11 protein-coding genes and 1 pseudogene are annotated in these 14980 nt (G+C 49.0%); 3 read left to right on the forward strand and 9 right to left on the reverse strand.

Features of this window, described 5'->3' with window-relative positions; genetic code table 11:
• Positions 1–58: 58 nt before the first annotated feature.
• The 5 genes from WBG83_RS08050 to WBG83_RS08070 all read right to left on the reverse strand — a co-directional run bounded on the left by WBG83_RS08050 (position 59) and on the right by WBG83_RS08070 (position 6299).
• A complete protein-coding gene (locus tag WBG83_RS08050; RefSeq protein ID WP_336744472.1) occupies positions 59–919 on the reverse strand; it encodes a YitT family protein in 861 nt (286 codons plus the stop codon).
• A 257-nt stretch (positions 920–1176) separates the two neighbouring features.
• Positions 1177–2293 (reverse strand): peptide chain release factor 2 gene (prfB, locus tag WBG83_RS08055; protein ID WP_336744278.1). Its coding sequence is split into 2 segments (ribosomal slippage): positions 1177–2220 and positions 2222–2293, totalling 1116 coding nucleotides; the frame shifts between segments, so codons are not numbered across the junction.
• Between the two features lie 66 nt (positions 2294–2359).
• Positions 2360–4810, reverse strand: coding sequence for a preprotein translocase subunit SecA (secA, locus tag WBG83_RS08060; protein WP_336744280.1), 2451 nt, complete (start codon positions 4808–4810; stop codon positions 2360–2362).
• A 549-nt stretch (positions 4811–5359) separates the two neighbouring features.
• Positions 5360–5923, reverse strand: coding sequence for a ribosome hibernation-promoting factor, HPF/YfiA family (gene hpf, locus WBG83_RS08065; protein ID WP_336744282.1), 564 nt, complete (start codon positions 5921–5923; stop codon positions 5360–5362).
• A gap of 178 nt (positions 5924–6101) precedes the next feature.
• Positions 6102–6299: a cold shock domain-containing protein gene (locus WBG83_RS08070; RefSeq protein ID WP_336744284.1), complete on the reverse strand. Its 198-nt coding sequence runs from the start codon at positions 6297–6299 to the stop codon at positions 6102–6104.
• A gap of 330 nt (positions 6300–6629) precedes the next feature.
• Here WBG83_RS08070 and fliD point away from each other — a divergent pair, with 330 nt between their 5' ends.
• Positions 6630–8504: a flagellar filament capping protein FliD gene (fliD, locus tag WBG83_RS08075; RefSeq protein ID WP_336744286.1), complete on the forward strand. Its 1875-nt coding sequence runs from the start codon at positions 6630–6632 to the stop codon at positions 8502–8504.
• A gap of 64 nt (positions 8505–8568) precedes the next feature.
• On the opposite strand, the gene WBG83_RS08080 is transcribed toward fliD, so the two are convergent.
• The 3 genes from WBG83_RS08080 to WBG83_RS08090 are packed head-to-tail and all read right to left on the reverse strand — an operon-like array spanning position 8569 to position 9715.
• The gene (locus tag WBG83_RS08080) at positions 8569–8937 is read right to left on the reverse strand and encodes a hypothetical protein (protein ID WP_336744287.1); all 369 of its coding nucleotides are present in this window, start codon (positions 8935–8937) and stop codon (positions 8569–8571) included.
• Positions 8934–9329 (reverse strand): flagellar export chaperone FliS, encoded by a 396-nt coding sequence (gene fliS, locus WBG83_RS08085; protein WP_336744288.1) that lies wholly within the window; start codon positions 9327–9329, stop codon positions 8934–8936. The genes WBG83_RS08080 and fliS overlap by 4 nt, the downstream gene beginning before the upstream one ends.
• Positions 9330–9334: 5 nt before the next feature.
• A complete protein-coding gene (locus tag WBG83_RS08090) occupies positions 9335–9715 on the reverse strand; it encodes a flagellar protein FlaG (RefSeq protein WP_336744289.1) in 381 nt (126 codons plus the stop codon).
• A 506-nt stretch (positions 9716–10221) separates the two neighbouring features.
• Here WBG83_RS08090 and WBG83_RS08095 point away from each other — a divergent pair.
• Positions 10222–11386 (forward strand): annotated as a pseudogene (locus tag WBG83_RS08095) (IS110 family transposase).
• A gap of 404 nt (positions 11387–11790) precedes the next feature.
• Positions 11791–13731, forward strand: coding sequence for a tetratricopeptide repeat-containing glycosyltransferase family 2 protein (locus WBG83_RS08100; RefSeq protein WP_336744290.1), 1941 nt, complete (start codon positions 11791–11793; stop codon positions 13729–13731).
• Between the two features lie 127 nt (positions 13732–13858).
• Here the strand turns inward: WBG83_RS08100 and WBG83_RS08105 are convergent, their stop codons facing one another.
• A complete protein-coding gene (locus WBG83_RS08105; protein WP_336744291.1) occupies positions 13859–14908 on the reverse strand; it encodes a glycosyltransferase in 1050 nt (349 codons plus the stop codon).
• Positions 14909–14980: the final 72 nt, after the last annotated feature.

The following is a 14980-nucleotide window of genomic DNA, read 5'->3' on the forward strand; positions in this document are numbered from 1 at the left end:
TTCCTCCTGCTCTCCGTTAAAAACATATGTATTATTATACGTTCGCATGAATAACAATTCAATACGTATTTCGGCTATTTTTAAAGCCTTCTCCCAGCACCTCGGCTGTATCGCTGAGGATAACAAATGCCCCCGGATCTACCCGTTTGACGAGCTGCTTCAATCGGCTGACCTCCGTTTGGCTGACTACGACCATCAGCAGCTCCCGCTGCTCGCCGGTATAACCGCCCTGGGCCGTCCATTTGGTCAATCCCCGGTCCAGCTCGTGAAGGATAGCGCGTCCGAGCGCTTTTTCTTCCGCTGATATGATTAGCGCAACCTTCGCGTAGCGGAAGCCCACCTGCACCACATCAATAGTCTTCATCGTCACGAACAAGCCGACGAGGGCATAGAGCGCTTTTTCCGGTGAGAAAATAATTCCGGCGGCTGCGATAATAATCGCATCAAACGAGGCTACCGCGAGTCCGTAGCTCAGCCCGGTCAACCGGTGCAGCAGCTGGGCCGCCACGTCAATTCCGCCTGTCGACCCCCGGCCGCGAAACACGATCCCGAGACCTGCTCCGACACCGATTCCACCGAAAATAGCGGCGAGCAGAACATTATCAGTCAAGGGAGGCATATTCCTCGTCATTAGGACAAGCAGAGGCAGCAGGACAGATCCTGCCGCAGTCTTTACCGCGAACCCCCGGCCCATGACCAGCGCGCCAACCACAAATAAAGGAATATTGAATGCCCATTGCACCAGGGCCGGCTCCCAGCCGAATATGTTCCGCAGCAGAACGGAAATTCCGGATACTCCGCCCGAAGCCACTTCATTGGGGTTTAGCAGCAGATTAAAGCTAAGCGCGATGAGCGCGCTTCCGCATATTAGCAGCAGCGTCTCGACCGCTCGCCCGATCCAGGCCTTTTCCCTTACCATACTCCCCTCTTGAATCCCGGCCCCAAGAGGCTCCGCCGCACCTTCCATGCGGCTATCTTCACTCTGGAGCCATCTACCGGATCCAAGACGTTTTCTGCCGTTGCCCCTCCTGCTTCGCATACCTATCCCTCCACAAAAAAACATCCTACACAGGCCGAAGAGTTTGAACCTTCTCCTTACCGTGTAGGATGAGCACATTGCGTAGGAATTATTTGGCCGCCTTGCCGATACGGCAGAGCCCCGGTAAAGACATACTTTTATGCCTCATCCTTGGGCTTAATTTGCCAGCGCAAGTAAGCGTCAATAAATTGGTCTACATCCCCATCCATAACTGCACTGACATTACCGGTTTCCGCCAATGTCCGGTGATCCTTTACCATGCTGTAGGGATGGAATACATAGGAGCGAATTTGGCTGCCCCAAGCGATATCCGACTGTTCGCCGCGGATTTCAGCCAAATGCTTTTCCTGCTCTTCAATTTTCTTCTCATACAGCTTGGAGCGCAAAACCTTCATCGCACGCTCCCGGTTTTTAATCTGGGAACGCTCCGTTTGGCAGGTAACGACCACGCCGGTCGGAATATGTGTAATCCGTACCGCAGAATCCGTCGTATTAATATGCTGTCCACCCGCGCCGCTGGAACGGTAGGTGTCCACCTTCAAATCCTCGGTGCGAATGTCAATCTCCACATCGTCCTCAATTTCCGGCACGACATCGCAGGATACAAATGAAGTATGGCGGCGTCCCGAGGCGTCGAACGGCGAAATACGCACCAGGCGGTGCACGCCTTTTTCCGCCTTGAGGTAACCATACGCATTGTAGCCTTTTATGAGCAGGGTTACGCTTTTGACGCCCGCTTCATCGCCCGGCAAGTAGTCCAGCACTTCGACCTTGTAATCATGCTGGTCCGCCCAGCGTCTGTACATCCGCAGAAGCATATCAGCCCAATCCTGGGATTCCGTGCCTCCCGCGCCGGGGTGAAGCTCCAAGATCGCATTATAGCGGTCATAGGGCTGGTTCAGAAGAAGCTGAAGCTGGAAGTTCTCCAGCTTTTTCGCCAGCTCCTTCACTCCGGCGTTGACCTCGTCTGCCATAGCTTGGTCCTGCTCGTCCTCTGCAAGCTCAAGCATGACCTCCAGATCATCGTACTCCTGCGCAATCGCCTGAAACTGCTCAACGACAGACTTCACTGCGTTAAGCTCGGCAATGAGCCCTTGCGCCTTTTCATTGTCATCCCAGAAATCGGGCGCAGCCATCTTGACTTCAAAATCCTCAATCTGCTCCAGCTTCAGATCTAAGTCAAAGAGACCCCCTAAGCTCAGTGAGTCGTTCCGATGCCTGTCTTAATTCCTGCTTAATCCCAGTATCCAACATCTCTCTCACCTCTAATAGACAGCCGTAGTGAACAGCCGTTTTGCTTTACACACTTTGCGCCCTAGTCTACTTCTTGGATCGGCGCTGCGCGCGATTCTGCTTCTGTTCAGCTGCAGTCGCCTTCGGATCAACGGCCTGACCTTCAGCTACCGCCTCACGCTCCAGATTCGCTTCCACATGAGCCTTCATAATGTATTTGGTAACGTCTTCCTGAATGCTTTGAATCATTTCCTCGAACATTTGGAAGCCCTCGAATTGGTATTCACGCAGCGGGTCGGTTCCGCCGTAGGCACGGAGGTGAATCCCTTGACGAAGCTGGTCCATCGCATCGATGTGGTCCATCCACTTGCTGTCAACGGCGCGAAGGAGAACGACCTTCTCGAACTCGCGCATCAGCTCGGGACTAATATGCGCCTCACGCTCCGCATAGTTATCCTGCATAAGCTTGGACAAGAACTCGACCATCTCTTCTTTTTCCTTACCCCACAAATCGTCCTTCGTCACTTGACCTTCATTCAGGAAATGGCCCTCACTGTAATCAATGATCGCTTCAAAGTCCCAATCCTCCGGCACCTGATCATCCGGACAATGCACTTCTACGATTCGCTCAATAACCGGAGTAATCATCCCCATGACAATCTCACGAATATCAGCGCTCTCCAGAACCTCGCGGCGCTGCTTATATATAATTTCCCGCTGCTGGTTCATGACATCGTCGTATTGAAGAACAACCTTCCGGATATCGAAGTTGTTTCCTTCCACACGCTTCTGAGCGGACTCAATGGCGCGGGTAACGAGCCGGCTCTCGATCGGCTGATCCTCTTCCAGACCAAGACGGTCCATCATGGCCATAATATTGTCAGCACCAAAGCGGCGCATCAGCTCATCCTGCATCGACAAATAGAACTGGCTGGAGCCCGGGTCCCCTTGACGTCCGGCACGTCCGCGCAGCTGGTTGTCGATCCGGCGGCTTTCATGCCGTTCTGTACCTATAATATGCAGGCCGCCAACTTCCGCCACGCCTTCGCCCAGCATAATGTCGGTCCCCCGGCCGGCCATGTTCGTCGCGATGGTAACAGCCCCGGGCTGACCCGCCATGGACACGATTTCTGCTTCTTCGGCATGGAATTTGGCATTCAGGACCTTGTGTGGAATCCCCTTGCGTTTCAGCATCTCCGACAAGCGCTCGGAGTTCTCGATGGAGACTGTACCCACCAGCACCGGCTGTTTTTTGGCATGTCGTTCTACGATAGCGTCTACTACGGCATTGAATTTCCCGTTAACCGTTTTATAGACCACATCGGAAATGTCCACCCGAATGTTCGGACGGTTGGTCGGAACCGTTACGACATCAAGCCCGTAAATTTTACGGAACTCTTCTTCCTCTGTTTTGGCCGTCCCGGTCATACCCGCCAGCTTGCGGTACATCCGGAAGTAGTTCTGGAACGTAATGGTCGCCAGCGTCATACTTTCATTCTGTACTGTGATGCGCTCCTTGGCTTCAATCGCCTGATGCAGCCCGTCGCTGTAACGGCGGCCCGTCATAATCCGTCCTGTGAATTCGTCGACGATCACGACCTCGTCTTCCTGAACGACGTAATCAACATCCCGTTTCATGATGACATGGGCCTTCAAAGCTTGCGTAATGTGGTGGTTAAGCGTCACGTTCTGGTGGTCGAACAGGTTCTCCACGCCAAACGCTTTTTCCGCTTTGGCTACACCGGACTCTGTAAGCGAAACACTGCGCAGCTTCACATCGACCGTGAAATCCTCTTCTTCATTCAACCGGCTCACAAACCGATCTGCCGCATAGTACAAGTCAGTTGACTTTTGGCCTTGTCCGGAAATGATGAGCGGCGTACGGGCTTCATCGACAAGAATGGAATCCACCTCGTCAATAAGCGCGTAGTAAAGCGGCCGCTGGACCATCTGCTCTTTGTAGACGACCATGTTGTCGCGCAGATAATCGAACCCGAATTCATTGTTCGTTCCGTACGTAATATCGCAAGCGTAAGCTTCCTGCTTCTCATCATGAGAGAGGGAGTTCAAGTTGCAGCCGACCGTCAGGCCAAGAAATTGATAAAGCTTGCCCATTTCATTGCTATCCCGCCGCGCCAAGTAATCGTTGACAGTAACAACGTGCACACCCTTACCGGCAAGCGCGTTCAAATACACCGGCAGCGTAGCGACCAGCGTTTTCCCTTCCCCTGTGCGCATCTCGGCAATACGGCCTTCATGCAGTACCATTCCCCCGATGAGCTGGACATCATAGTGACGCTTGTCCAGTACGCGTTTGGATGCCTCCCGGGTTACAGCAAACGCCTCCGGCAGCAAATCGTCCAATGTCTCACCCTGCTCCAAACGGTTGCGGAATTCCACCGTTTTCCCGCGCAGCTCCTCGTCAGACAACCCTAGAAGGGATGGCTCTAATTCATTAATATAATCAACCACTTTGAGCAAACGTTTGACTTCACGATCGTTGGCATCGCCAAACAGCTTTTTCACAAGTCCTAACATGGGTGATCCCCTTTCGAATGCAAATAAAGCACCATTATCATAAATTGTAACAGGTTGCAAAGGGAGTAGCAAGGAATGGTTGAACCTACCTCCGGCCCCGAAACGGGCTATTTCATGCCGAATTAACAAGGCTTTATGCCACTCCGCGAATACCCGATCCTGAACATTGGTTCAGCTTATTGTAATTCATCTCCCTTAAACGAACCTTAAATCCATATATTCCTTCCCCGGAAGCCCATTTCACCGCAGGTCATATAAGCCTAGCCTTACCCAATCATAACCATACGCTTGTCTTCATCCGGTAAAGCCGCCTGATCATGTGGTCGACCGACCGCCGTCATGCAGCGAAACACCGCGCGCTGGGAGCTACGCGCGGTGCGGAAAAAAACCATGTCATGGCCTCATCGCTGCATCCCCGGTGCAAACGAACGAATGGACCTTTACCCAAAGAAAGCCCGGCCCCTAAGGGAGCCAGGCTCTAATGCTTTACATCATTCTCGCGTCTAACCCTACGCGGGACAACCAGGGAAGGGCTTTCATAAGTCGCGGCTAATTTGCCTCGATAAGTCCATAGCGCCCGTCATCACGACGATATACCACATTGACGGTGCTTGTATCCGAATTGGCGAACACGAAGAAGTTGTGCCCGACCATGTTCATTTGTAAAATGGCTTCCTCTACATCCATCGGCTTCAGATTAAATTGCTTGGTGCGCACTACTTCAAGCTCATCTTCCTCATCCAGGAGCTTTAATGCGGAGCTGCCGGCCAGCGCGGCGTCACTTTCCCGGAACAATTGCTTCAAACGGCCTTCTTGCCGGAATTTGCGGTTCACCTTCGTTTTATGCTTGCGAATTTGCCGTTCCAGCTTCTCGGTGACCAAATCAATGGAAGCGTACATATCCTCATGCTTCACTTCAGCCCGAAGTAATACCCCCGGAAGCGGAATCGTTACCTCAATGCCTTGCAGGTTGCGAACAACGCTTAATTTAATATTCACTTCTGAAGTAGGGGGAGCTTCGAAATACTTCTCTAGCCGGCCAATCTTCTTCTCCGCATAATCTTTCAGTGCTGCAGTTAATTCAATGTTTTCACCGCGAATATTGAAGTTCATGTACAACAGCTCCTTTCTTCATAACCTATTATACCATATGCGCCCGCCAAGTTTCAAAGAATTTATCATAATATTTTGACAATTCGGTTAAATTAAAAGCACCCCGGCCAAAAACCGGAGTGCTGTTCACATCGTATGATATGGTAATGAAAATATCAAATCGGCTTGTGCCGGCTGATTATAATTTTACCACGTTAGCTGCTTGAGGACCGCGTGCGCCTTCAACGATGTCGAATTCAACCTCTTGGCCTTCTTCCAAAGTTTTGAAACCGTCGGTTTGAATTGCGGAGAAGTGTACGAATACGTCGCCGCCATCTTCGCGCTCGATGAAGCCATAGCCTTTTTCTGCGTTAAACCATTTCACTTTACCTTGCATGCGGAACATTCCCTTCATTTTCAAATAACTGTAAGCTAACCTGCTCACAATTCGAATATAACACGCCCAGGAATTGGATGTCAATGGATCGCGTTGAAAGCGCAAACATTTTATTTTTGGCTGGATTCTGCAGCTCTTGTCCCCGCCTCTGAAGCCCATGCTTAATGACATTCGCAGCCATTACGGAACTTCGATTCGAGGCGTTCAGAAGCAGTCTTTCAGCATATTTCATCAAATTAAATCCGTTCTCCCTAAACAAAGCGGCAAGTAATTACGATATTATATATAATACTGCTTTTTCCATTTAAATATTAGGGAGGGAATCCACACATGGTGACAAGAATTACGGGCCTGAGCTCCGGTATGGATATTGACGGCCTAATCTCAAAGCTGATGACAGCCGAACGGGAGCCTCTGAACAAGCTAAATCGAAAGCAGCAATCACTGACTTGGAAAACCGATGCTTATCGCACGATTAATACGAAAATTTCATCCTTCCGTTCCTCCTTCTCCACCCTCCGATTCGGGAGCTCGTGGACTCAAACGGCCGCTACATCGTCGGATACCACGAAAGTGACAGTCACTACAGGCTCTACAGCTACAGCCGGAACACATAACATTGTCGTTTCTGACCTGGCTAAAGCCGGCAGCTTGTACAGCAGCGGCCAAATATCAGACTCCAGCCTTATTTCGGACGGCACTGTAGACAGCTATGCCATCAATGAAACCAGCAAAAACAACAAGCTGAGTGTCACTTTAGGCGGTGTAACCAGGACCGTCACCATCGCAGACGGAAGCTATTCATCGGCCAGCGATATCGGAACAGCACTGCAATCTGCTATCGATACTGCGTTTGGGGCAAACCAGATTAAAGTCGACACTACATCGGGAAGCATTGAGCTCAAGCCCTTGGGGGCGACAGGATTTGAACCGCAACTGAGCGTCAAGGAGGTTTCCGGCTACACAGGGGTTAGCAACCTCGGATTTACGGAAGGTCAGGCCTTCAAGTTTGACGCAAGCGCCAAATTATCCACCCAGGCAGACAAGCTGACCAGCGCGCTCTCATCCGGAAGCTTCACCATTAACGGTCAGACTATAACGTTTGACCCAAGTACAGATTCGCTCAACTCGATTATTTCCAATGTAAACAACTCCTCCGCTGGGGTCAAAATGTCTTACGACTCTACTACCGATCGTATTTCTTTTACTACCAAATCAACCGGGGAAAATGCTGCGATTGATATTACAAACGATACATCGGGATTTACAGCTGCGTTTAAGCTGGCTAAGGTATCGGACGGATCCGGGGGCTACACCAATTACTCCGCAGGTACCAGCGCAAGTGTTAAAATTGATGGTATTGAGGCCAAGTACGCCACCAACAGCTTTACCCAAAATGGCATTACCTATAACCTACAAAATGTCACCGATTCCAGCGGCGTGAATATCACCTCCAGCATTGACACCGATGGCATCTACAAGAAAGTGGAGGAATTCGTAAGCCAATACAATGATGTGCTGTCCTCCATTAACTCGTTATTGAGTGAAACAAAATACCGGTCCTATCAGCCTCTGACTAGCGATGAAAAATCGGCCATGTCGGACAGCGACATTGAGCTGTGGGAAACGAAGGCCAAGAGCGGTCTATTGAAAAGCGACACGCTCCTGAGCTCATTTAGAACCAGCATCCGGGAAACCGTATATTCTTCCGTCAGCACCGTGACCTCCGACAAAAACTCCCTATACTCGATTGGAGTTACGACAGGACAGTATGTTCGGGGCGATACTGCAAATCTCGGAAAGCTGGAGATAGACAGCGATAAGCTGAAGGCGGCGATTGAAGAAGATCCGCAAGCCGTCATTAATATGCTCACAAGTCAGACCTCACGCGATGAGAGTTCGACAACAGATCCGGCAATTAAAAGACAAATACGAAGTGAAAAAGGGATTTTCCAACGGCTGTACGAATCAGCGGATTCCGTTATCTCCAGTATCACCAAGGCCGCTGGAACAACCACCAACGGATACGATAACGTAGCCTACTCACTTGGAAAACAAATCCACGATATTGAGAACCAGATTGACGTTTGGGAGGACAAGCTGGTTAAGAAAGAAGACCGATACTACACCATGTTCTCCGCCATGGAAAAAGCGATTTCCAAGGGGAACTCCCAATTATCCGCATTACAAAGCTTCATGTCGTAACCAGTAAAATATGCTATATACGAAAAGGGTCTTCGCTTTAGCGGAGACCCTTTTGTATTGGCGATTAGCGCTGCTTGTCGAAAAAGTAACCCTCAGTTTGAGTATACGCATCCTGATAATACCTTCTGGTCAAGTGCGTATTTTGCATTTGCTTCATTTCAACCGACAATTTCCCTTGAAACTCCTGCATCTTTTGAATGCTAATCCGCTCTAGTTCTATGCAGTGATTTATCGTTTTCACAACCAAAGGGGAAAACGGCTCCTGAACACGCTCCCGAAGCCCCATAATTTCCTGCCACATTTCTAACTGCTGTTCCTGAAGCTCTTCCAGTATCATGATGGACTGCTCATCCACATAATACAGGCTTGAAATTTGTTCCGATAAATGCTCATAGCGTGCAAGCCGTTCTTCAAGAAGCCGCATGACATTCATACCGTTACCTGATCCGGCTCACCAGACTTCGCTTTTTTCACAGCTTGCACCCATGTGTCTTTAAGCTCGCTCATCAGATCGATAGTTATTTGAACCTTTTGAATGTCCATCCGGACATTGCCCTGAATTAGATTTTCTTTCATGAACATATAGAGGCTGCGCAGATTTTGAGAGATAGGGTAATCCATATTCAACGTGATAATGAATTCGTCGATAATATCGAGTGCTCGTTGAATGTAATTATTTTTACCCTCGTAATCTTTATTCTCCATGGAAACAATCGCCTGCCTCATAAATTTGATGCAGCCGTTATAAAGCATCAGGGTCAAATCACCAGGATGAGCTGTATTTACTTGATTAAGAAGATATGTTTGCTGAGCTCTGTTGTTCATTATCGCTACCTCTTCTCATCAATAATTTTTCCGTTCAGTTCTTCGAATTTATCAATTAAATCAACGATTTTCTCAGGAGGGATTTCGCGTATCACCTCTTGTGTTTCTGAGTTAATCACCTTTACCAAAATATCGCCATGCGGCTTATGAAAGCTGAACTCAACGTGACTTTTTATGCCGGCCAGCAGCTTGTTAGCCCGATTAATGGCATCCACAACTGCTTTTTCAGAAATAGAAAGCTCATAATTTTCCTTGCGTGTTAATTCTACTGAAGATGGCATTGCTGTCATTGCAGGACTAGTATCACTTGCCACTCCGCTAGCATCTGGAATAGCGCTACTTGTACCCGAATAGCTTATTTTTTGACCTAACGGCTGAATTGTCACCTATAAACCCTCCTCTATTGGGAACTCTTTAACTTATATATCGTTTATTTATTCACTTTTTTGAAGAGATTTTATGATGTCCATATCAGATTTTCTTAAATAGTCGTGCTTGCTCTGTTCACATTTTCTCTTCTCTTTAAAGAATAGCAAAAAATACCGTTTTCTTGTATAGCTTAAATTTTTCTTGCTTGTCTTCCGATAAAGTAGCTATGCTTGATTCATAATGGATTGGTAATTTTCCTGTCACCAAGTAAAAGCAGAAATCCTAAGGAGCTATTCCTGTAATGAATTAAAACGCGGTTTGCAAAACAAAAAGCGCCTCCTGTATGCTGGGTCTCGGAATGGTGCACATTCACTGCCCTAATTAGAGGAGGACGCTCACTATGAAGTTTAACCAATCGAACAAGCAAAATCAACGGATTAGCAGAATTTCTGAAACAACTCTCGTTATCGGAACCGACATCGCGAAGCACAACCACGTCGCTCGTGCCTTCAATTACCGGGGCATCGAACTAGGCAAGCGTTGCTTGTTCCAGAACGACGACAATGGTCTGGTGAACCTGCTGGCGTGGGCCGAATCCATCAAGCAGGAGCATGGGCTGACGGACGTGCTGCTTGGCGTAGAGCCAACCGGCCACTACTGGTTCCCGCTGTTTCACTTCCTGAAGCAGCGGGGTATCGAAGTCGTGTTGGTAAACCCACATCATGTCAAGAAAACCAAGGAACTCGACGACCAAGAACGACATCAAAGATGCGAAAGTCGTCGCCAAACTCGTCATCGACGGACGCTATACACAGCCACAGCTGCCGGAAGGCGTTTATGCCGAGCTGCGTGTGCTGATGAACCAGCGGGACCGTCTGGGCGGGGATTTGAACCGCGTGAAAGGAAGAATCCACAATTGGCTGGATCGCTTCTTTCCCGAATATAGGCAAGTGTTTAAAGACTGGGAAGGCAAGGCCTCGCTCATTACGCTAACGAACCTTCCGCTGCCGCAAGATGTCGTCGCTGCCGGCGAAACAACTGTGGTGGCTACCTGGAAGAAGAACGACGTGAAACGAGCCGTAGGCCCCAAGAGGGCGGAGTTGCTCTGCCGGAAAGCCCGAAAGTCCATCGGCCTCACAGAAGGCGCTACAGCAGCCAGGCATGAGCTGGCCATGTATTTGGAGCAGTATGCCATGCTGTGCAGGCAGATCGAGCAACTGATGGAGCTTGTGGCGGGTCTGGTGGAACAGATTCCGGGCGCCATCCACATGATGAGTATTCCGTGCATCGGTCTCATCACGGTGGCAGGATTCTTGGCGGAAGTCGGAGATTGGGGCGGCTATGATCACAGCCAACAAATCGTACGTCATGCTGGTCTCAGCCTGCGGGAAAACAGCTCCGGGCTTCATAAAGGGGAAACGACCATCAGCAAACGGGGGCGCTGTCGCCTCCGGGCCCTGCTGTTCCGAGCAGTACTGACGATGGTCGCCAAGAACCCAGAATTCCGCGCACTGCACCTGTACTTCACGACACGCCGGGACAACCCGCTGAAGAAAAAACAGTCGATGATCGCGATCTGTGGCAAGCTCATCCGCGTCATGTTTGAATTAGGCCGAAAACAGAAGAATTATGACGCAGGCAAAGTTCTCGGTCCCCATCGGGAGACTCAATTGCAAGCGGCAGCTTAATTCATCCACAGTGTAGCAACTCACTTTCGTTTCATCGCTTATGCACATGTTGATCTTTAACAAACGAAGCATGGATAGGCTGGGAGAAATCATTACCATAAGGGCATCGACCCCGTAAAGGAGCTAACCTGGCCTCCACCCCTTGAGAGGTAGTACGAAGGAATGTAAGGGCATCGACCCAGGGAGATATGGGAGGGTTAACCGCAAGGGTTCATGTGGAGATCCATATGCGACCATACGGCTTTTAAAACGAGGTGACCACCACCTCTATTCCGGTCAACAGGTCGAGCCCAAATATTCACTCTCCGTCAAATATTATCCTCGATGGCTTCGTGCGTCAAAGACAAAAACATGCGTAATAGCGAGAAAAACAAAGAAAACATTAATTTATTGAGGGAGGACTTATGGAAAAATTGATTTCGCTCTGCATGATCGTTAAAAATGAAGAAAAGGTGCTGAGACGCTGTTTAGCTAGTGCGGCAGGCCTGGCCGATGAGATTATTATCGTTGACACCGGTTCAACAGACGCTACGAAAAAGATTGCTTCGGAATTTACAGATCTAATTTTTGACTTTGAATGGACTAACGATTTCTCCGCCGCCCGTAATGAATCGATTAAGCATGCGACAGGGCGCTGGATTTTATATCTAGATGCAGATGAATATCTTGATCAAGCCACCGCTCCTGAATTACGGAGAATGCTATCGTCCCTGGATGCTTCGGAGCCGCTCGGCATCGTGCTTCCGATTATGAATATGATGAACAGCGCCGAAGAAAACAAGCAGCGTGTGTACCGCTCCTCGGCTACCCGACTGTTTACAAACGGGCATCAGCTGTATTTCACCAGACCGATCCACGAGCAGGTGACTTGTCCAAACGGCAATCTGAAAGACTCCAATTACAACTCCTTTTTTATCTACCATTCGGGATATACGGCTGAGGTCGTTAAGGAAAAAAACAAGTCCGAGCGGAATATGGCTATATTCGATGAGCTAAAAACGAAGAGTAATACCCGAACTCCTTACGATTGCTTTACGCTGGCAAATCAATATTTCAGCATACAGGACTATAAGAAGGCCCTTTACTATTATGAACGAGCTTACAAACGAGCAAAATCGGGCACACCGTTTCTCCCCTATTGTGTCGATAAATTAATTCGGATCCATTTCATTTTGCAGCGATACAAAGATGCAGAGGACTATATTCAAAAGGGGCTGCAGCTATGGGGGCAGTGGCCTGATTTCCATTTTATGCTGGGCGAGTTATATGAATTGTGCGGCTTCTACAAAAAAGCGGAAGACAAGTTTGAAGAGACGATCCGGCTGGCGGAGCAGCGGGAGGCGGAGAACCCGTCTTATTGCCTGATCCATCTCGAATACGGCAAAATCATGCCCTATGAGAAGCTGACCCGGCTCTATCTGAACCGCCGTGATTTGCCTAAGACCGTGTTTGCCTTAACTAAAGTGCTTAATCTAAACACCCAGCATTATCAGGCGCTGTTTCAGTTGGCCTCCATTTTGTCCCAGAACGAGAAAGACAACGACATCATTACATTTTTCAGCAAACTGTATCCTCTCACTAAAGCAACAAACCTGCTGCTGCTGTTTAAAATATTCACTTTGCTCGGACACCGCAGCCTGAGCCAATATTTCTATACACAATACACCGAATCGGGCATGGATTTGCATGCGAACGATGTGGTTGGATATGCACTTGTGACTCGAAACAAAGCACTGTTCGAGGGTGCCTCCCTCCAACTCGAGCTTTCTCCGGAAAACGGAATACTGCTCATGATTGCCGCTATCCTGTGGGGAGAGGAATCTTACCTTTCCCAGCTTCGGCAGTCAACAAACGAGGAGCTCGCTCCTTTAAGGAGCTTAATCAATTTCCTAACCGGTGCTAGCGCAGAAGAGCTGCCTCCGGCTGCAAAGGAATTGCTGCTGCCACTTTTAACCCATTTATACACATTAGAAGCCTTCGATTCTTACAATGACATTCTGGAAATCGTTGCAGAACCGGGGCTGCTGAACCAGCTGGCCAATTACTTTTTCGCCCATAACAAAACCGCTTCGGCTCTGGAGTACTACAATCTCCTGGTGCAGGAAAATAAGATTCATGCCGGAGGCTATAGAAATCTAGTGCTACTTACGTTTTATGAGAAAAAATCAGTCACCGGTCTCGATATACTGCGTCAATCTCTGAAGGCCTATCCCGGAACACTTATGCTGTATGGCTTGTGGTTCGAGCATAGCTCCGACATAACCCTGAACAAGCAATACAAGGCTGAATTCGATATGCAGTTTCCAGCTATCAAAGGTTTATCGTTCATCAAAGCTATCCAGTAGCGTTCATTCTGCCCCTAAATGTCCGGCCTGCCAAACAGAACAAAGCCCATGGATATTTTCCATTGGGCTTTGTCTGCGAATAAGTATAGGAGACGAGATGTGCCATCTATACTGCTATGCTTGGAATCTACAAGCTTTGCAGCCTTGCTGCCGCCGGAGCATAACCCGCCGAGGCGGACTCCTTATAGTAACGTGTGGCCTGGGCCGGGTTCCCCGTCAGCTCGTAATAGATACCCAGGTTGTAGGCGGCCTTAAAAGAACCGACTCCCTTAACTGAAGTATATTGAGTCGTCTCTCCAATTTGCAGTGCTTGTTGAAAACGGGATTCAATATTGCGGACTTTCCCCGTATCCATCGCAAGCAATCCCAGCAGGAAAAACAAATCCGGGAATGCAGGGTATTCATATGTAAAGGGCTCCAGCAGCTCTTCCGCTAAACCGCTGTGACCCAATTCTTTCAACACATAGCCTAACATGACCAGCATCACAGGAAAATAAAGCCGCTCCCTCTCGTTTGCAGTTAAGCACCGATCAAATGCGTCAGCCGCCTGATGCAGCTCACCCATCGAATAATGAAGCTTGCCGAGCTGATAAAGCATATACCCATCCTCGGGGTGAAGCTTAAGATGATTTTCATACAATTTCAAGTAACGGTCTGCTTTCGCTCCGTCCTTGTACATCTCCTCTTGGTAACCATGATGAATGACTCTTAGTCCAGTTTGCTCGAAATCAGCCTCCTGCCCGTTCTTGACGACATGCTCATGGACAATCCCCTGAAAAGCAAACAAGCCATTGTTAGGAAACCAGCGGAGCATTTGATGCTGATGGCATTCTCCCTTGACTGTACTCTCGATCGTGACAGAACCAGCCTTGTCCGGGTATTTGGCTATAAAGCTGTGCAGCCTTGATTCGGCATCCTCGGCCAGTTCTTCGTCCGCATCCAAAATCAGAATATACTGTCCCGTGGCCAATCGGACCGAATGATTACGAGCGGCAGCAAAATCGTTCGTCCATTCAAAATAACCAACCTTGGCGCCCATTCGCTCGGCAATTTTAACCGTATCGTCTGTCGAACCTGTATCCACCACAACCTTCTCGAAGCTGGGTGGAATGCTGTTTAGAGCCCGCTGTACATTCGCTGCTTCATTTTTTACAATCATACAAACACTGATAAGCATACCTTTGTCCTCCATTTATACGGCAGAACGTTCCCCCGTTGAGCACTTCGTGAGTTAAGACCCATATAATCC

This window comes from Paenibacillus sp. y28 (genome assembly GCF_037137075.1).
Taxonomy (GTDB): domain Bacteria; phylum Bacillota; class Bacilli; order Paenibacillales; family NBRC-103111; genus JBBBNV01.